Origin of the sequence: Chromobacterium vaccinii, assembly GCF_000971335.1 — a bacterium.
Classification (GTDB): Bacteria; Pseudomonadota; Gammaproteobacteria; order Burkholderiales; family Chromobacteriaceae; genus Chromobacterium; species Chromobacterium vaccinii.
On the sequence record NZ_JZJL01000015.1, the window covers coordinates 47,207 to 67,702 of the forward strand.

Consider the following 20,496-nt stretch of genomic DNA (forward strand, 5'->3'; position numbering starts at 1 on the left):
GCTGTGTCCGTCATTGTCGTCAGTTCCCGTCATCAAGCTGGGCCGGTTTTGCCGGCCCAGCTGTTTTTATGCCGTTTACGATGCCAGGGCCGCCTGGCTCGAGTCCTTCTTTGCGCCTTGGCGGTCGGCGCCTAGCAGCAGGTAGGTGGCCGGCACCACGAACAGTGTGAACAAGGTGCCGATGGACAGGCCGGCGAAGATGACGATGCCCATCGCGTTGCGCCCCGCCGCGCCGGCGCCGGAGGCCAGCACCAGGGGCAGCACGCCCAGCGCCATCGCGGCCGTTGTCATCAGGATGGGGCGCAGCCGGATGCCCGCCGCCTCTTCCAGTGCTTCTCGTTTGCTCCGCCCCGCGCGTTGCAGCTCGTTCGCGTATTGCACGATCAGAATGCCGTGCTTGCTGATCAACCCCATCAGCGTGACCAGTCCCACCTGGGTGTAGATGTTGAGCGTGGCGAGGCCGACGTTGATGAAGACCATCGCGCCGAACAAGGCCATCGGCACCGATACCAGGATGACCATCGGGTCTCGGAAGCTTTCAAACTGCGCGGCCAGCACCAGATAGACGATGATTGCCGCCAGAAGCAGCACGATGACAAACCCGCCGGTTTCCTGCATGTACTGGCGGGATGGCCCGGAGTAGTCCACCGAGTAGCCGCTGGGCGCCACTTCAGCCAGCGTCTTGCGCATGAAGTCCAGCGCCTCGCCCTGTGAAAGGCCGATCAAGGGCACTCCGGACAGTGTGGCTGAGTTCTGTTGCTGGAAGCGGTAAATGGCGGCGGGCGCCACTTCCTGCTGCAGATGGGCGACAGAGGAGGCCGGGACGATGCCGCCGCCCGGCGTGCGCAGCTTGTAATCCAGAACCTGGGACGGATTCAGCCGGTCGCTTTGCTTCATTTGCGGAATCACCTTGTAGGAGCGGCCGTCGATGGAGAAGTAATTGACGTAGGCGCCGCCCAACGCCGCGCCCAGCGCCTGGCCGACATCGCTCTGGGTCATGCCCAGCATGGCGACTTTGTCGCGGTCTATGACCAGCGAGGATTGCGGCCGGTCCACCTTGAGGTCTGAGTCGACGAAGAAAAACCTCCCGCTCGCCTGAGCCTTGGTCAGCACGGCCTGCGCCACGCCGTTCAGCTTGTCCACCGGCTCGGCGGTGCGGATCACGAATTGCATCGGCAGCCCCTGGGCGCCGGGAAGGGAGGGGAGCTGGAACGCGGCGACCCGCGCGCCCGCCACGGCCGACCACTCCTTCTGCATTTCCTGCTGAAGCTTGGTGGCGCTCAGCTTGCGCTCGTCCCAGGGTTTCAGCAGCATGCCGCCTATGCTCTGATTGACGGTCGGCGTGCCGGTCATCTGGAACATCTGCGCGTACTCAGGCCGCTTTCTGGCGATTTCATACACCTGGTCGGCATAGGTCTGCATCTGCTGGATGGTGGCGTTGGGCGGGCCCTGGACATGCGCCAGCACGATGCCTTGATCTTCCTGAGGCGCCAGTTCCGACATCGCGGTCATGAACAGATAGATCAGGCCGCACAAGATCAGGCCGCCCATCGCCACCCATACCTGCCAGGTGTCCAGCGCGCTTTTCAGCATGCGCTCGTAGCGGTGCTGAATGCGCTCCATTCTCCGGTCCATGAAGCGGGCCAGCCGGCCGGGCTGGTGGCCGGCGCGCATCAGGCCTGCGCTCATCATCGGCGACAGCGTCAGCGCGATCACGCCCGATATCGTCACCGCTCCGGCCAGCGTGAAGGCGAATTCGGTGAATAACGCGCCGGTGAGGCCGCCCTGAAAGCCGATGGGCATGTAGGCGGCGATCAGCACCGCCGTCATGGCGACGACCGGGCCGGCCAGCTGCCGCGCGGCCAGCAGCGAGGCCTCCAGCGCCGACAGACCGTCTTCGCGCATGTGGCGGTCCACGTTTTCGATGACGATGATGGCGTCGTCCACCACCAGGCCGATGGCCAGCACCAGCGCCAGCAGGGTCAGCAGATTGATGGTGTAACCCAGCATCTGCATGATGATGAAGGTGCCGATCAGCGACAGCGGAATGGCGATCACCGGCACGATCACTGCGCGCATATTGCCCAGAAACAGGAAAACCACCGCCGACACGATGATGAACGCTTCGATCAACGTCTTCACCACTTCGTTGACCGAGATGTTGATGGCGTCGGTGGCGTCGAAGACGATGCTGCTCTTCAGGCCGGTGGGCATCTCTTTCTGCAGTTCGGGGAAGGCCGCGCGCACGCGTTTGGCCACGTCCAGCGCGTTGGCGCCCGGGGCGACCTTGACGCCGAGGAATACCGAACGCTTGCCGTCGAAAGACACGCTGGAGTCGTAGTTGTCGGCGCCCAGCACTACATTGGCCACGTCGGACAGACGCACCAGCGCGCCGTTCTCCTGCTTGATCACCAGTTTCTTGAATTCATCCACCGAGTGCAGCTCGGTGCCGGCGTTCAGATTGACGCTGACCATCTGGCCCTTGGTCGCGCCCAGCGTCGTCAAATAGTTGTTGCTGGCCAGCGCGGCGTAGACTTCGTTAGCGGTGACGTTGTGGGCGGCCAGCCGGGTGGAGTCCAGCCAGGCCCTCAGCGCGAACTGGCGGTCGCCCAGCATCTGGGTTTTCTGCACGCCTTCGATGGAGTCCAGCTTGGGTTTGACCACGCGCAGCAGGTAGTCGGTGATGTGGTTGCCCGGCAGCTCGTCGCTGTAAAAACCCAGATACATCGCATCGGTGGTCTGGCCTATCTGCACGTTCAGCGTAGGCTGCTGCGCTTGCTGCGGCAGCTGGTTCTTCATCGACTGGACCTGGGTGTTGATCTCGGTCAGCGCTTTGTTGGGGTCGTAGTTCAGCCGCAGCGTGGCGACGATAGTGGACATGCCGCTGGAGCTGGTGGACGAGATGTAGTCCACGCCCTGGGCCTGGGCGACGGCGCTTTCCAGCGGCTGGGTGATGAAGCCGGCCACTGTGTCTGCGCTGGCGCCGTAATAGGCGGTGCTGATGGTGACGATCGCATTTTCGGTCTTCGGGTATTCGCTGATTTTCAGCGAGGAGAACGCATGCAGCCCAAGCACCAGGATCAGCAGGTTGAGGGTAATGGCCAGCACCGGCCGGCGGATGAAGATATCGGTGAATTTCATCTGGCCGTCCTTATTGTTCCTGCGGAGCCGGATTGGCTTCGCTGGCGGGCTGGACTTGGTTGTCGACGACCAGCGCGGTGCCGTTCTTGAGCTTGAGCTGGCCGCTGGTCACCACCTGGTCGCCGGCCTGGATGCCTTTCAGGATGGCCACTTGGTCGCCGCGGGTGGAACCCGTGGTGACAAACACTTGCTCGGCCACCGGCAGCGTCTTACCGTCTTCGCCGGCCTTGGTTCCCGGCTTGACGATGAAGGCTGTGACGCCGTAGGCGTTGTAGGACAGCGCGGCCTGGGAGAGGGTCAGGTGGCGCTGACGGGCGCCGGCATCGATGCGGATATTGGCGTACATGCCAGGCAGCAGCTTCTGCTGGTGGTTGGCGAGCTGGGCCTCCACCCGTACCGAGCGGGTGGCATCGTCCACCTTGGGGCTGATGGAGGTGACCTTGCCGCCGAACCATTGCCCGGCGCGCGCGTTGGTTTCCACGTTGACGGTCTGGCCGGGCGAGAGCTGGCCTAATTGTTCTTGCGGCACGCTGAAGTCGACGAACAACGGGTCCAGCGCCTGCAGCGTGACGATGGCGTCGCCGGGCTTCAAGTATTGGCCCGGATTGACGGTGCGTATGCCCAGTTTGCCGGCGAAGGCTGCGCGTATCGTTTTCTTGTCCACCAGCGCCTGTTGCTGCCGGGCCAGCGCCTGCTTGCTTTTCAGGTCGGCCGCCGACGCATCCAGCGTGGCCTTGGGGATGGCCTTGATCTCGTATTGGGTGCGGTCGCGGTCATAGGCCGTCTTCGCCAGTTCGGCGGCGGCCTTGTGGGATTGCAGCAGCGCGATGTCGTCGGCGTCGTTCAGCTCCAGCAGCACTTGTCCGGCTTTCACCTCGTCCCCGGACTTGAAACGTACCTGACGGATCAGGCCTGCCACTTCCGTGGTGACGTCCACGCCCTGGGCGGCGCGGATGCTGCCCACCGCGTGGATTTGCGGCTGCCAGGTCTGGTAGCTGGCGCGGGCCGTGCTGACCGTGACCGGTTGCGCCGACATCTCGCCGACGAATTTGGCGATCATATAACCCTTGAGAAAATTGAATCCGACCAGCGCGCCGAACAGCAGCGCCAGACAGATCAGCATCACGATCATCCGCTTCCGCAGCGGGCGCGGAGTCGGCAGGGTGGTTGTGGTCATCGGGTATTCTCCTGTTGCGGCGGTGCGGCCGTTTTCTCGGTTTCGTCCTGACGCCAGCCGCCGCCCAGCGCCTGGAACAGCGCGGCGGTGTCGGCATAGCGAGCGGCCCGGGCCTGGGCCAGCGCGATGGTGGTCTGTTGGTATTGGCGTTGAGCATCCAGCAGCGACAGATAGCCGATGGCGCCCAGGCCGTATTGCTTGCGCGCAAGCTCAAGGGTGTCGCGGGCTGAGGACCAGGCCTGGGTTTGGGCGCGCAGGCCTGCCGCGTCGTTGTCCAGCGCGCGCAGCGCGTCGGCTACGTTCTGGAAGGCTGACAGCACGGTTTCGCGGTATTGGGCCTCGGCTTGTTCGTAGGCGGCTTCGGCTGCGCGCTTGCGCGAGCGCAGTTCCCCGCCGTGGAACAGCGGCTGGGCGAGTCCCGCGCCGAAGTTCCACACGGCCGCCGCCGGGGTGAGCAACTGCGATCCCGACCCCGCCTGACTGCCGTAGCCGGCGGACAAGGTCAGTTGCGGATAGAGCGCGGCGGCGGCCACGCCCACCTGGGCGCTGGCCTGACGCAACAAAGCCTCCGAGGCCAGAATGTCGGGACGCCGACGCGCCAGTTCGGACGGCACGCTGACGGGCAGGCTGTCCGGCAGCGTGAACATGTCCAGGTGGAAAGCCGGAAGTCCGCCTTCTCCAGGCAGGCGCCCGGACAAAGAGGCCAGCCGATGCCGGGTTTGAGCCAGGGATTGGCGCAGCGGCGCCAGCGAAGCTTCGGTCTGCGCCAGCTGGGTTTGCTGCGACAGCACGTCGGTGCGCGCCGCGCCGCCGGCGTCGAATTGCCGGCGCAGCACGTCCAGCTGGCTGGCCTGGTCGGCCGCGATGCGTTCGGTGGCCTCGATCTGCGCCCGCAGCGAGGCTTCCTGCACGGCGGAGGTGACCAGATTGGCGCTCAGCGCCAGGTAGGCCGCGCGCAGCTGGAAGCCTTGGTAATCCACGCTTGCCTGCAGCTTTTCCAATTCGCGGCGGGTCCCGCCGAACAGATCGAAGCGGTAGCTGACGTTGACCGAGGCGTTGTACAGGTTCAGCGCGCTGGCGAAGTCGGGTTGGCCGAACGGGATGCCGTTGATCTTTTGCCGCTGGGCGCCCAGTTGACCATCCACTCTGGGCAAGGACTGGCCGCCGCGTTCGGACTGATAGATTTCTCCAGCCTGGCGCAACGCCGCCTGCGCCGCGGCGATATTGGGGCTGCGCGCCAGCGCGTCGCGGATCAAGCCGTCCAGCGCTTCGCTGCGGAACAGTTTCCACCAGTCGGCGGGAATGTCCTCGCCAGCGGAAAACCGTTGAGCCAGGCCTCCCGGCCCCGGGCTGTCGACAGTCTGCGCGGGCAAGGCTGTTTCGGTGTAGCGGTCTGCCTGCGGCGTGGCGGGACGGCGGTATTCCGGACCGACGGCGCATGCCGACAGTGCGGCGGCGAGGGCCGCGGCGCAAATCAACCGCGGCGCGCGCGACGGGATCGTTCTGTCGGCGCGCGGCCGAAAACCTTCGATCATTCAGTCACCTCATGATGTTGCTATGCGTGAAGCCGGCTTCCGCCGCAAGCGCGGACGGGCGTGAGGATTTGCCAGGGCAGGCCGCTGATCTTGTCCGGCCTCTCCTCCGAGCCGGCGCCGGTTGGGCGATGGCTGACAGGCTGAAGGACAAACCGCAGGGGCGAAACAAGGACGGATTTCCGCTTCCGGCTTCCGGCGAAATCCCGCAGACGAAGCCGATTCGATGGCCGGCATGGTTTCGACCGTTGGAAACGCCACTCCCGGCATGCGGCTCAATATATCCCGGCTTTGTTTTTTCACTCCGGGCAATGGGAAGCGCGGCGGATGGAGGCGAAATATCGCGCATTCGCATTTGATTCCCCTGGTTCGCCTATCCGGATGGCGGGGGATGCCGCTTTGCTATAGTCGCCGGCAATCGATCCGTCGCGCCAATTGCGTCAGTAAAACCCATGCGCATGGCAAGCGGCTGAATGGATCGACGCCGGCCGGACCCGGTTTTATCGGGGAACGGCCGTGACAATTTGTCGCCATCGCTGCGATGCGAACGCTGAGCGCGCTTCGCATTCCTGAACATTGGGGTGTCCGTCGAAATGGCTGAGATTGAAAAGTTCAATAATGAACATTTGCAGGAGCTGGCCCAGTCCTATTTGCAGGCCGCGATCGCGGAATCGGCGGAGGCGGCGGCAGGCTCCTCGGCTTCATTCGATATTGCCGCGCCATTCGGCGAGTTGGGCCTGGATTCCTTTCGCATTCTGAAAGTCATCAAACGGCTGGAGTGCGATTTCGGCACCTTGCCGAAAACCCTGCTGTTCGAGCACTTCAATATCGAATTGCTGGCCGCTTATTTCGTCAGCCGTCACGCGGCGGCGCTGGCTGAAAAATGCGGCGCTTCTGTCGCTGCGCAGCCTGCCGCTGCGAGCGCGTTCCCGACCGCAAGCGCGGCGGCGCCGGCGATGCCGGCCGACAGCATACGCATGCTGGAAAAGAATCTGTCCGCGCATCCGGAATTGCAGGCGCGGATGGAAAAGCTGTTCGCCGAACACAAGAACGAAGGCAGCGTATCCCGCGGCACCCGCAACATCGCTCCCAATCTGTTCATCGGCGCGGCCCGCCGCGGCTATTTTCATTACGGCCGCTACAAGGAGCTGGTGATGGCCTACGCCTACACCGGCCCGGCGGAGCATTTCGCGGATCTTGCCGCCGAATTCCATCGCTACTGCGAATCGCGAGGCTACCAGCTGAACATGCTGACCGACGCGCCGGTGGAGACGGTGGGCGAGACGGCGTTCTCCTCCACGCCTTTCGGCGTGGTGCAGCGGGTGCTGGACATCGGTTCGTTCACTTTGGAAGGCGGCGCGATGCGCCGGCTGCGCTATCAGGTATCCAAATTCGAGAAGGCCGGCGAGGGGCGCACGGTCGAGTACCGCTGTGGAACGGACGCCAAGGTGGATGGCGAGATCGCGGCTGTCATTGATCGCTGGTGCGAAGCCAAGCCCATGGTCAATCCGCTGATCCGCATCGTGCGCGAGGAAATCCTGGCCGGCCGCCTGGATGCGCAGCATCGCTTGTTCCTGACCTATTTGGACGGCGCGCTGCAAAACGTGATCCTGATCTCGGCGATGAGCGCAGCCGAACATAAAGGCTACCTGATGGATCTGGAGTTCTATCCGAAGGACATGCCGCTGGGCGGCCTGGAATTCGCGATAGTCAATATCATCGGCGCTCTGGCGCAAGAAGGCTGCGACATGCTCAGCCTGGGCGGCACCTACGGCTGCCGGCTGGAGGGCAGCGGCAACGCCGATCCGGAGGTAGATCGCATCCTGGACGACTTGCACCGCCAGGGCATCTTCAACGACGAAGGCAATCTGCAATTCAAGAACAAGTTCCGTCCGGAAAACCGCACCATCTACCTGAGCCGTCCGGCTGACAGCGGCCGCGCCGACAATGTGATCGACATTATCTTGATGATCGCCGATCCGGAACGGGCCCAGACCCCGGACGACGAGAATCATAATCTGTCTGCGTCCGGCGCAAGCGAGGCGATGGCCCAGCCTGTCATCGCGATGGATCCGCCGGCCATCCGGCCTGCCGCAACGGAGGCCGAGGTGGCGGCCGGCACAGCGCCGCAGGGCGCGGCGCGGCTGGATGGCGAGCGGGTCCGCGCCCTGGAGGCTTGCGGCTTCAATCCGCACAATCTGGCGGCGGCGCAGGTGGAATTCGATCTGCGGACCGACTCGTGGGCGCAGCTGGAAACCCCGGCGGTGAGCCGCCGCATTGATTATCTTCGCGCCAAGTTGCAGCAACCGGCCAATATCGAAGCCGAACTGAAGCGGCTGCTGGGCTTCGAGTATTGTTTGCCGGCCGAGTCCGGCCGCGCCGCGGAGAGCTTGTTGTGCAAGGCATGGCCGAAACGCGGCCGCGTGTTGGAGAACCTGCTGTTTCCGTCGGGACTGTTCCACCAGATAGACCAGGGCTACGAACCCTGCGAGCTGCCGCACCCGGCGGCGCTGCAGCCGGATGCGGACGAGCCGTTCAAGGGCAATCTCGATTGGGACGCGCTACGCGCGCAGACGGCTGACCATGCCGGGGACATCGCCTTCGTCTGCGTGGAGGTGTGCAACAACGCCTGCGGCGGCCAGCCCGCCGCGCTGTCCCACTTGAAGAAGGTCAAGGAGCTGCTGTCGGCGCATGGCATCGCGCTGGTGATCGACGCCACCCGGGTGCTGGAAAACGCGTTATTGCTGATTCGGCGAGAAACTGGCCAGACCGGGCGCGATGTTTGGGAGCTGGCGCGCGAAATACTGGACTGCGCCGATATTGTCACAGCCTCGCTGGCCAAGGACTTTGGCGTCAACCGCGGCGGGGTGGTCGCGGTGAGGGACGCAGGCCTGTTTCGGCGACTGCAGGAGCAGCAGCGGCGCGATGGCGGCGGATTGGATGTGCTCGACAAAAAACTCGTCGGGCACGCGCTGGCGGAAAGCGATTGGGCATCCGCTCAGGCCGCGCGCCGCGTGGAGTCGTCCGAAAAACTGTGGCAGGCGCTGAAAAACGCCGGCGCGCCGATCATGTCGCCGGCCGGCGGCCATTGCGTGGTCGTCGATGTCGCGCGCATGCCTGAGTTTTCCGGCTTCGCCCATCCGCTGCCATCCTTCCTAGCCTGGTTGTATTTGAGCACGGGCATCCGCGCCGGCGCGCACAGCGCCGGCATGCGACAGAACGGGCCGCTGGGCGGCATGGTCAGGCTGGCTGTGCCCCTGGGGCTGAAAGCGGCGGAAATCGATGAACTGGCCGCGCGGCTGGCCCAGGCCTTCCGCGAGCGGGCGAATATTCCCGAGGTCGAGCCGGTCGGCGGCAAGCAGGCCGCCGCCGGCGACATGCATGCCGAGCATGGCCTGATCCGCTACCACCGCCTCCGCCCTGGCGCGGAATCGGCGGCGTCTGCGCCCGAAGCGCGCGCGGAGGCCTCATCGGCGATGGCGTCCGCACCGGTCGCCACGCGCGCCGCGGGCGATATCGCCGTGGTGGGCATGGCCGGACGCTATCCGCAGGCCGGTACGCTGGCCGAGTTCTGGGACAATCTGCGCGAGGGCCGCGACTGCGTGACCGAGATGCCGGCAGAGCGGCTGGCCCTGCGCGCCAGCCGCGTTTTCAACCGCGCCTACCACGGCGGCTTCATCGACGGCATCGACCGTTTCGATTCGCTGTTCTTCAACATTTCGCCGCGCGAAGCAGAAATGCTGGATCCTCAGGAACGGTTGTTCCTGGAGGTGGCCTGGGAGGCGGTGGAAGACGCCGGCTATTATCCGGAAATCCTCGGCGGGCCGGACGGCGGCCGCAAAGTGGGCGTCTTCGTCGGCGCGGTGTGGGCGATGTACCAGGTGGCCGGCGTGGAAGCCAAGCTGGCCGGCGCCGAGGTCCACCCCAATTCCTTCCAGTGGAGCATTGCCAACCGCGTGTCCTACTGGATGAACCTGAACGGGCCCAGCCTGTCGGTGGACACCGCCTGCTCGTCCAGCCTGACCGCCCTGCATCTGGCTTGCGAGGCGATACGCAACGGCGATTGCGCCAGCGCCATCGTCGGCGGCGTCAATTTGGATGCGCACCAGCACAAATTCGACATCAACCAGGCCGGCGGCGCCTTGTCCCCCGACGGCGTATGCCGCACCTTCGGCGCCGGAGCCAACGGCTATGTGGCCGGCGAAGGGGTGGGCGCGCTGTTGCTCAAACCGCTGGATCAGGCATTGCTTGACCGCGATCAGGTCTACGGCGTGATCCGCGCCTCCGCCGTCAACCACGGCGGGCGCTCCGGCGGCTACACCGTGCCGAATCCCAAGGCTCAGGGCGAATTGATCGCCGAGGCGCTGAGCCGCGCGCGCGTCGACGCATCCTCCATCGGCTACATCGAGGCGCACGGCACCGGCACGGAACTGGGCGATCCGGTGGAGATCGCCGGCCTCGGCCATGCCTTCGCCGGCCAGGCGGCCCAGAGCTGCGCGATAGGTTCGGTGAAAACCAATATCGGCCATCTGGAGGCCGCCGCGGGCGTGGCGGGCGTCAGCAAGGCGCTGCTGCAGATCAAGCACCGCCAGCTCGCGCCGTCGCTGCACGCCGAGACGCTGAACGCGCACATCGATTTCGCCGCGTCGCCATTCCAGGTGCAGCGCGAGCTGGCGCCGTGGCTGCCCAAAGACGGCGCGCCGCTGCGCGCCGGGGTCAGCTCCTTCGGCGCGGGCGGCGCCAACGCCCACGTGGTGCTGGAGCAGTATCCCGATGAGCCGACGCGGCCGGAAAGCGCCGGCCTGAGGGTATTCCCTCTGTCTGCCCGCAGCGAGGAACAGCTGCGGCAGATGGCCGGGCGGCTGGCCGCGCACCTGCGCCGCGGCGATGCCGGGCTCAACCTGTCCGACATCGCCTACACGCTGCAGCGCGGCCGCAAATCCTTCGATCATCGGCTGGCGGTGCTGGCTGACAGCGCGGCGTCTCTGGCGGACAAGCTGGAGGCTTTCACCTCCGGGCGAGCCGACCCGGACGCGCTGAGCGGCAACGCGCGCAGCGCCGAGGGCGTCGCTCGCCTGTTGAGCCGAAGGGAGACCGAGCAGCTGGTGGGCCTGCTGTCCGCAAGCCGGGACCCGCGCAAACTGGCGCAATTGTGGCTGGAGGGCCTGCTGCCGGATTGCCGCGGCATCGAAAGCGAGGGCCGCCGGGTGTCGCTGCCGACCTATCCTTTCGCCGACAAGCGGCACTGGATTTCCCGCGACAAATCCGCGGCGGCCGGCGCGCCGCAAGCCGCGCTGCATCCGCTGCTGGACAGCAACGAGTCCACCTTCGAGCGCCAGCTCTTCCGCAAGACCTTCCGCGCCGGCGAGTACTTCCTCGCCGACCACGTGGTGTCCGGCATTCCCACCTTGCCCGGCACCGCTTATCTGGAGCTGGCGCGCAAAGCCGGCGAATTGGCCGCGGGCCGTCCGGTGGCGCGGCTGCGCAACGTCACCTGGGTCAGCCCGCTGGCATTGGAAGACGGCGGCAGCCGCGAGGCTTTCGTCGAGTTGAAGCCTGACGGCGAGGCGGTGGCCTTCGAAGTGCGCGGCGGCGAGTCGCGCCAGCTGCATGCCCAGGGCCGCTTGTTCTACGCCGACGGCGGCGACGCGCCCGAGGAAAGGATAGATCTAGACGCCATCCGCGCCCGCTGCGGCCGGACGCTGGCCGCCGGCGAGGTGTACGCGGCTTTCGCCGCCGCCGGCATGGCCTACGGCCCCGGCTTCCGCGTGCTTTCCGAGGTGCGCTGCGGCGACAGCGAGGCGCTGGGCCGCTTGGAGCTGCCCGCAGTCTGCGCCGCCGACTTCGACAGCCTGCCGCTGCATCCCAGCTTGCTGGACGCGGCGATGCAGGCCGGCGTGGCGGCCTTGCTGGGCGCATCCGGAGAGGCGAGGGTGCCGTACTCGTTGGGCGAGGTGGAGATGCGCCGCCCGCTGTCGCGCGTTTGCTACAGCCACGTGGTTTACGGCAGCCGCGGCGCGTCAGGCGTCGCGCGCGACGAGGTGGCCATCGTCGACGAGGATGGCCGCGTGCTGGTGCGCATCCATGAAACCGTCGGCGTGCCCTTGGCCAGTGTGCACGACAAACCCGTCGTCCGGGCCGCGCCGGCCGAAGCGTTCGAGATGCTGCATTACGGCTGCGAGTGGCAGGCCGCACCGCTGGACGCGGAGCGCGCGGATGCCGTCCCCGGCCGGCTGGTGCTGTTCGACACCGATCGGGCGCTGTTCGAGGCATGCATCCGCCGCGGACTGAATGCCGCGCTGGTTCTGCGCGCCGACCGCTACGCCGAAGCCGGGGATCATGTCTACGAGGTGGATGCGTCCCGGCCGCAGGACATTGCCCGCGCGTTGGCCGCGCTGGCGGAGGCCGGCTGGCCTTTGGAAAGGATTTGCTACGCTTGGCCGGCGGGAGAGGCTGGCGATGAAGCCGGGTTGCGGCAGGCCCTGGACCGCGGCGTGGGCGGCATGCTGTGGCTGTGCCAGGCGCTGATCGAGCGCAAGCCCGCCGCCGCGCAACTGCTGTATCTGCATAAGGGCGATGGAACGCAGCCGCACAATGAGGGGATTCATGGCTTCGCCCGTTCGCTGGAGCTGGAAAACCCCAAGTTGTCCTGCAAGACGCTGCAATTGCCGGACGCGTTCGACGCCGACGAAACGTTAGCGGCGGCGATGGCGGAATTCAGCGCCGCCACGGCGGCGGACAAGGCCGTGCGTTACGCCGGCGGCGGCCGGCAGGCGCGCGTTCTGCGCCGCTTGTCGCTGGATGCGGCGGATGCCGGCCGTCCGGCATTGCGGCAGGGCGGCTCCTATCTGATCACCGGCGGCGCCGGCGGGCTGGGTCTGATCTTCGCCGGACATCTGGCGGAGCGCTGCCGCGCCAGGCTGACGCTGACAGGCCGTTCCGCGCCGACTCCAGAGTTGGAAGCCATGCTGGAAGCGCTGCGCGCCAAGGGGGGCGAGGCGTCATATCTGCAGGCCGATGTGGCGACCGAGGATGGCGCGCGCGCGGCGGTGGAGGCTGCCCGGGCCCGATTCGGCCGGCTGGACGGCATCCTGCACGGCGCGGGGGTGCTGCGTGATTCGCTGATGCGCAAGAAAACGCGGGAAGACATGGACGCGGTGCTCGCGCCCAAGGTTCTGGGCGCCTTCCATCTGGACCGCGCCGTCGGCGACGGCGAGCTGGACTTCTTCGCGATGTTCTCTTCGCTGGCGGCGATAGGCGGCAACGCCGGCCAGTGCGATTACGCGTTCGCCAACCACTATCTGGATGCCTTCGCCGCCTGGCGCGACGCGCAGCGGCAAGCCGGCCGGCGGCAGGGGCGCAGCCTGAGCCTGAATTGGCCGTTGTGGGCCGAGGGCGGCATGCGGCTGGACGAGCAGACCGAGAAAATGTTCCGCCACAACCTGGGCATGGAGCCGCTGGCGACTCAGGATGGCCTGGCGGCTTTCGAGACGGCGCTGGCGTCGCCGCGCCATCAGGTCGCGGTGGTCAGCGGCGTGCGCGACAAGCTGGAAAAGGCCTGGGGCCTGTCGCCGCGGGCGGCGGCGCCGACCCAGGCCGGCGGGGCGGATACGGGAGGCGGCGCGCTGCGGGCGGCGGTCGCTGAGAAACTGAAGTCGATCGTGACCGGGCTGTTGAAGCTGGGCGACGACGACTATTCGACCGACGCCATGCTGCTGGACCTGGGGTTCGACTCCATCGGCCTGACCGCTTTCGCCAACGCGCTCAACGAGGCGTATGGACTGGAAGTCAACCCGGTGCTGTTCTTCGAGCATCCGACGCCGGCCGGAGTGGCGGACGCGCTGTGCGGCGAACACGCCGCCGCCGCGCGCCGCATACACGGCGGCGCGGCGGCGGCCTCGCAGCCCGTCGCGGCCAAGCCTGCGGCGTTGCTCAGCGGCATCGACAAAGGCTGGCGCGCGCCCGCCGCGGACAGACCTGCCGGCGGCAACCGTTTCGCCCGGCAACCCATCGCCATTGTCGGCATCGCCGGGGTGATGCCGCAGTCGGAAAACCTGCAAGCCTTTTGGGACAGCCTCAGTCGAGAGCGCAACCTGGTCACGGAAATCCCGCGCGACCGCTGGATCTGGGAACACGTGCACGGCGAGCCGGTCAAGGACGCCAACAAGTCCTACTCGCGCTGGGGCGGCTTCATGAAAGAAGTGGACAAGTTCGATCCGCTGTTCTTCGGCATCACCCCGCGCGAAGCCGAGATGATGGACCCGCAGCAGCGCTTGCTGATCCAGACCGTGTGGGCGGCGGTAGAGGATGCCGGCCACAAGATGTCCGATCTGTCCGGCACCCGCACCGGCCTGTTCGTCGGCGCCTCCTCGCAGGATTACGTGGATGTGCTGGCCGACAGCGGCGCTTCGCTGGACGGCTATTCGGCCTCCGGCAATTCCCATTCCATCCTGGCCAACCGCATCTCCTTCCTGTTCAACCTGCGCGGACCGAGCGCGCCGTTGGACACCGCCTGCTCCAGTTCGCTGGTGGCCTTGCACCGGGCGATCGAGTCCATCCACACCGGCAGCAGCGAGATGGCCATCGTCGCGGGCGTGCAGGTGATGCTGACGCCCACCGCCCATATCTCGCTGAGCGCAGCCGGCATGCTGAGTCCGGAGGGCAAGTGCAAGACTTTCGACAAGTCCGCCGACGGCTATGTGCGCGGCGAGGGCGTGGGCGCGATGCTGATCAAGCCGCTGGACAAGGCGCTGGCCGACGGCGACCCGATCTACGCGGTGGTCAGATCCACATCGGAAAACCACGGCGGCCGCGTCAGCAATCTGACCGCGCCCAACCCCAAGGCGCAGATCGAACTGCTGACTGACGCCTACGATCAGGCCGGCATCGATCCCGCCACCGTCGGCTATATCGAATGCCACGGCACCGGCACCAGCCTGGGCGATCCCATAGAGATCCAGGCGCTGAAGAAATCCTTCGCCGATCTGTACGCGAAACACGGCCGCGCGGCGCCGGCCGCGCCGCACTGCGGCTTGAGCTCGGTGAAAACCAATATCGGCCACCTGGAGCCGGCGGCCGGCATGGCCGGCATGCTCAAAGCGCTGCTGGCGATGCGCAACCGGCAAATACCGGCGCTGCTGCATTTCGACGCGCTCAATCCCTACATCGATCTGGCCGGCAGCCCGTTCTACATCGTCGACAAGACCACGCCTTGGGCCGCGCCGCGGAATGCAAGCGGCGAGGCGCTGCCGCGGCGGGCCGGTGTCAGCGCCTTTGGCTGGGGGGGCGCCAATGCCCACGTGGTGCTTGAGGAGCACGTCCCGTCAGCTCGCCGTCCGGCGGCGGCGGGCCCGCAGTTGCTGGTGCTGTCGGCCAAGAACGATGAGCGGCTGCGCGCCAGCGCGGCGAATCTGGCCGTCTACCTGCGCCGGCATGATGTCGATTTGGCCGATCTGGCCTACACGCTGCAATTGGGCCGCGAAGAAATGGACGAACGGCTGGCGCTGGCCGCCTCGACCCGCGAGGAGTGGATCGCCGGCCTGGAGGCGTATGCGGGAGGGCGGGAGGCCGATGGCCTGCTGAGCGGCCGCGCGGCGCGCAAGCTGGCCGAAGAGGATGCGCTGCGTCCCGGCGGCGGCGACGACTTGCGCCGCCTGGCCGAAGCCTGGGTGGCGGGCCGCCGCGTCGAGTGGGCGGGACTGCATGCCGGCGCGGATCGCCGCCGGCTGAATCTGCCTGGCTATCCGTTCGCCCGAGAGCGCTATTGGATAGAGCCTGCCCCGCTCGAGCGCGGCGCGCCGGTATCGGTATTGCGCGGGGCGCAGGTGGGGCGCGTGCTGGCGCGTCCCGCATGGACGCCGCTTGCCGCGGCCGCCCGAAAGGCCGCGGGCGATTTCAGCCGCCGCGAGCTGCTGTTGTGCGGCCTGCCCGCGATCCATGCCGCCAGCCTGGCCGGCAAATTGGGTTGCGACGACGCTTCGCACGCGGCGATGCCGTCCGACGCCGGCTTGGCCGAGCGCTACCGCGCAGTCGCCGTGGATTGCTTCGAAAGGCTGCAGCGCCTGCTGCGAGCCAAACCGGCTGGGCGGATTCTGTTCCAGATCGTTGTCGCGGAAAGCGGAGACGGCGCGTTGCTGGCCGGCTTGGAAGGCCTGGTCCGCAGCGCCCGGCTGGAACATGGCGGCCTGGCGGCGCAACTGGTGCTGTTGGGCGATGCCTGCTCCGAGGCCGTTTTGGTCGAGAGGCTGAAGTTGGCGGCCGCCGCGCCGGACGAAGCCGTGCTGCGGTTCGCCGGCCGCGAGGCCGGCGTCAAGCGCTGGCATGAGGCGGATGCGCCCAAGCAGGCCGCGCCGGCCTTGCGCGCCGGCGGCGTCTACCTGATCACCGGCGGTTTGGGCGGACTGGGGCGCATCTTCGCCCGCGACATCCTGGCGCGGGCCGTTGACGCCATCGTGGTGCTGACCGGCCGCGGCGGCGAGGATGGAGAGAGGTTGGCCGAGCTGAAACGCCTGGCCGCGGAGGCTTCCGTCCCGCCGGCTCGCCTGGCCTACCTGCGGATGGACCCGGCGGATCCTGCCCAGGTCGAGGCCGCCATCGCTGAAACGCTGAACCGTTTCGGCGCGCTCAATGGCGTGATCCACAGCGCAGGCATGACCCGGGACGGGCTGATCGCCGGCAAAACCCGAGCGGATTTCGAGCGGGTGCTGGCGCCCAAGGTGGACGGCGCGGCGAACCTGGATGCCGCGACCAGCGAGCTGGATCTGGATTTTCTGGCGCTGTTCTCGTCGGCCAGCGCCGTTTTCGGCAACGCCGGCCAGGCCGACTACGCGGCGGCCAACGGTTTCCTCAATCAATTCGCCCATTGGCGCAACGGACAAGCGGCGGCCGGGCTGCGCAGCGGGCTGACGCTGTCGATCAACTGGCCGCTGTGGGAAGAGGGCGGCATGGGACTGCCGGCCAAGGCCCGGGTCCGCATGCTGGAAGCGACAGGCATGTTGCCGATGCGCAGCGAAACCGGCTTGGCGGCCTGGCATGACTGCCTGGCGGCCGGCGGCGGGCAGACGCTGGTGATGGAAGGACAGACGCCGCGGCTGAGACGGCTGCTGTCCGGCAACGAGGCGGACGGGGCCTCGCGGCCGTCCGCGCCCGCGCGCAGTCTGGCCGCCGACAAGCTGCGGCAGCTGGTGCTCGCCGATTTGCGTGGTTTTCTTGCAAAGGAAGTCTGATATGTCGCATCCGTCACGAATGAGCGCGCTCGACCGCCTGACCGGCCTGATCGAGACCACGTTGAAATTGCCGGCGGCGAAGGTGGACGCCGATGCGGCGCTGCCCGAGCTGGGCATCGACTCCATCATCATGATGGAGCTGATAGAGGGCATCGCCCGCGAGTTCGGCCTGGCGTTGGCGCCGGCCCAGTTCGCCGGCGTCGGCACGCTGCGCGAACTGGCGGCGCTGTTGGACGCCAACGCTCCGCAAAGCGAGCCGGATGCGGTCCGGTCCGCGCCGTCCGGCGCCGATCTGGCGGACTTCGTCAGCCGCCGCTACGGCATCCGTCTGGAGGGCGCGGCCGGCGCATCGGCCGAAGCCGTCGCCGACGCGCTGGTTTCCGGCCATGCCGACGCGCTGATCCGCCATTACGGCCTGGCCGGGGAGGAATCCGCCCCGGCTCCGGCTGGCGGCGACATCGCCTTGGTGGGCCTGAGCTGCTTGCTGCCCGACGCGCCGGACGCCGGCGCGTTCTGGCGCAATCTGATGGCGGGCAAGAACAGCGTCCGCCCGGTGCCTGAGTCCCGCTGGCGTTGGGAAGCGCATTACGCCGACGCGCCGTCGCCCGGCAAGACCCTGTCCAAATGGGGCGCGCTGGTGGACGGCGTCGATTGCTTCGACGCGGCTTTCTTCAATATTCCGCCGGCCGAGGCGCGGGCGATGGACCCTCAGCTGCGCCTGCTGCTGCAACAAGCCTACCGCGCGGTGGAGGATGCCGGGGTCGATATCCGCTCGCTGGCGGGTTCCCGTTGCGGGGTTTTCGTCGGCTACCAGTACTCGGAATACGAGCAGCTGCTGCGCGGCATGGATTTCCGCGCACTGGCGGACGGCCCGGTGTTCACCTCGTCCAGCCCCACTTATTACCTGGCCAACCGCCTCTCGCACGTCTTCGATCTCCGCGGCCCGAGCGAGGCGATCAATGTCAATTGCGCGTCGTCGGCGGTGGCGATCAACCGCGCTTATTACTCGCTGCTCAACGGCGAGTGCGACCTGGCCATCGTCGGCGGCGTTTCGCTCAATCTGGGCGCGGGCGATTACGTGGCGTCCTCGCAGTATGGACTGCTGTCGCCTGATGGCAGCAGCGGCGTGTTCGACAACGACGCCAGCGGCTTCACCCGGGGCGAGGGCGTGGGCGTGATCGTGCTGAAGCGGCTGGCCGACGCGCGTCGCGACGGCGACCGCGCCTATTGCCTGATCAAGTCCTGCCATCAGAACCACCGCGGCGGGGCGCGCAGCCTGTCCGAAGTGAAGCACGAGTCCATCACCGCCGCGCTGGCCGATTGCTACCGCAAGGCCGGCGTGGAGCCGGACTCGGTGCGCTACATCGAGGTGGATGGCTATGCGCGCAAATGGGCCGACTCCTTCGAGTTCGAGGGCGTCAAAAACGCGTTGGGACAGGCCATGGCGGGCAAGCGCTGCGCGCTGGGCAGCGTCAAGGGCAATATCGGCAACGTGGAAGCCGCCAGCGGCGTGGTCAACGTGATCAAGCTGGCGCTGTCGCTGCGCCACGGCCGCTTTCCGGCCACCATTTCGATGCGCAAGCTCAGCAGCTTCATCGATATCGCCAGCGAGGACCATCCGCTTTACATCGCTGACCGCGAAATCGTCCTGGACGATATCCGCGACGGCGACCAGCCGATCCGCGCCGGCGTCAACTCCTTCGCCGACAGCGGCAGCAATGTCCACATTTTGCTGGAAGAGTGCCTGGAAGCCCGCGAGCGCGAGGAAGATGCCGGCGAGCAGCTGTTCGTGCTGTCGGCCAGGACGCCGGAGCGGCTCGCCGCCTATCTGGACGCTTACCTTTCTTTCCTGGACGCGGAGGGCGCGCATGCCCGACTGGCCGACCTGGCCTACACCTCGCAGCTGGGGCGCGAGCCGATGGACGCGCGGCTGGCGGTGGACGCCGGCTCGATAGCCGAGCTGCGCGACAAGCTGGCATCGGCGGCGAAGAGCACAGAGCCGTCCGGCTTGGAGGCGCGCGGCATCTACTACGCCGCCGCCGATGCCGAGCGGCGCAATCCGCTGGCGGGCCTGATCGGCGGCGACATCGCCGCCATGCAGCTGGAACAGGCGCGGGATGGCGGCCGATGGGGGCATGTGGCGCGGTTGTGGGTGCATGGCGTGGAGATGCCTTGGCGCGCGTTGTGGCGCGGCCGCCGCGTTCAGCCGGTGTCGGCGCCGGGCTATCCCTTCGCCGGGACGCGGCACTGGCTGGGCGAGGATGAGGATGACGCGGCCCTTCCTTTGGCGCCGCAGGCCGCCGAGGCTCAGGCGCCGGACGATTGCGCCGGACTGGACGCCGCCGGCCGCGCCATCGTGCTGTTGAGGCGCGAAGCCGCCGTGAAGCTGGGTCTGGCCGTCGGCGACGTGGCGACCGACAAACCATTGATCGAGCTGGGGCTGGGCTCGGTGGAGATCATGGAGATGATGCAGCGGGTGGACGCGGAGATGGGCGTGGCCTTATCGCCGGCCGACATTTTCCGCTACCCGGGCATCGCGGCGTTGGCCAGCCGCATCGCCGCCCTCGCGGCGGAGCGCGAGCCGCGGACCGAGAATGGCGGCGAACGGCTGGTGCCGATGCGCGCCGGCGGCAGCCGGGAGCCCATCGTCGCCTTGCCCGGCGCGGGCGGCGGCGCGCTGTCCCTGCAACTGCTGAGCCGCGAGCTGGGCGATAGCCAGCCGTTCTACTGCGTGGAGCCCGCCGGCGGCGCATCCAGCGTGGAGGAGGCGGCCGCAGCCAATATCCGCCTGCTGGGCGACGCCGGCTTGCAGGGACCGTGCCGGCTGCTGGGTTATTCCAACGGCGGGGTGGTGGCCTATGAAATGGCGCGCCAGCTGCTGGCGATGGGGCGGCAGGTGTCGTCGGTGATTCTGCTCGACACCCTGCGCCCCGATCTGCGCGGCTACGGCATGGCGGCCATGATGGCCGAAGTGTTCCGCCATTTCTCCCGGACGCTGGGCGCCGAGATATCCGTGGATGCCGGCGAACTGGAAGCGCTGCCGGCCGGCGAGCGCGGCGTCAGGCTGCACGCCCTGCTGGGCGAAAAGGGCGTCCGGATTCCATTCGACGCTTTCCAGGCGACGCTGGACATCGCGGTGGCCAGCGAGGGAGCTTGCCGGGCCTACCGGCCGCAGCCGCTGCCGGACGGCGCGAGGCTGACGCTGCTGCGGGCAGGCGGCGGCTTCACCGGCGCGCCTGAGGATTATGGCTGGAGCGAGCTGGCGGCGGAGCGGTTCAGCGTGTTTGAGATCGCCGCCGATCATTTTTCCATCGTGACCGATCCTGCGGCGGTGGCCGAGGTGGCCAAGCGCATGCGGCAGCGCGACGCGAAGCCGGCCCGCAAGCCCGCCGCGCAGGGCGAGCTGGCCGTCAGCGGCTAG

5 protein-coding genes are annotated in these 20,496 nt (G+C 67.3%); 2 read left to right on the forward strand and 3 right to left on the reverse strand.

Going from position 1 to position 20,496, the window contains the following annotated elements; all coding sequences use genetic code 11:
* Positions 1-75: 75 nt before the first annotated feature.
* Genes VL52_RS09745 through VL52_RS09755 form a run of 3 tightly spaced genes read right to left on the reverse strand, consistent with a single transcriptional unit; the run spans position 76 to position 5,853 of the window.
* Positions 76-3,141 (reverse strand): efflux RND transporter permease subunit, encoded by a 3,066-nt coding sequence (locus VL52_RS09745; protein ID WP_046156851.1) that lies wholly within the window; start codon positions 3,139-3,141, stop codon positions 76-78.
* Positions 3,142-3,151: 10 nt separating this feature from the next.
* Positions 3,152-4,318: an efflux RND transporter periplasmic adaptor subunit gene (locus tag VL52_RS09750; protein ID WP_235429258.1), complete on the reverse strand. Its 1,167-nt coding sequence runs from the start codon at positions 4,316-4,318 to the stop codon at positions 3,152-3,154.
* The gene (locus VL52_RS09755) at positions 4,315-5,853 is read right to left on the reverse strand and encodes an efflux transporter outer membrane subunit (RefSeq protein ID WP_052729237.1); all 1,539 of its coding nucleotides are present in this window, start codon (positions 5,851-5,853) and stop codon (positions 4,315-4,317) included. The genes VL52_RS09750 and VL52_RS09755 overlap by 4 nt, the downstream gene beginning before the upstream one ends.
* 590 nt (positions 5,854-6,443) lie before the next feature.
* Here VL52_RS09755 and VL52_RS23255 point away from each other — a divergent pair.
* A complete protein-coding gene (locus VL52_RS23255; RefSeq protein WP_144410210.1) occupies positions 6,444-17,075 on the forward strand; it encodes an SDR family NAD(P)-dependent oxidoreductase in 10,632 nt (3,543 codons plus the stop codon).
* Between the two features lies 1 nt (position 17,076).
* Complete coding sequence (locus VL52_RS09765) at positions 17,077-20,496, forward strand: beta-ketoacyl synthase N-terminal-like domain-containing protein (RefSeq protein WP_082113694.1); 3,420 nt, start codon at positions 17,077-17,079, stop codon at positions 20,494-20,496.

Bases quoted from the DNA above. Each gene is read 5' to 3' on its own strand.
- VL52_RS09755 (WP_052729237.1), bottom strand. From the start codon at position 5,853: ATGATCGAAGGTTTTCGGCCGCGCGCCGACAGAACGATCCCGTCGCGC.
- VL52_RS09745 (WP_046156851.1), bottom strand. From the start codon at position 3,141: ATGAAATTCACCGATATCTTCATCCGCCGGCCGGTGCTGGCCATTACC.
- VL52_RS09750 (WP_235429258.1), bottom strand. From the start codon at position 4,318: ATGACCACAACCACCCTGCCGACTCCGCGCCCGCTGCGGAAGCGGATG.
- VL52_RS23255 (WP_144410210.1), top strand. From the start codon at position 6,444: ATGGCTGAGATTGAAAAGTTCAATAATGAACATTTGCAGGAGCTGGCC.
- VL52_RS09765 (WP_082113694.1), top strand. From the start codon at position 17,077: ATGTCGCATCCGTCACGAATGAGCGCGCTCGACCGCCTGACCGGCCTG.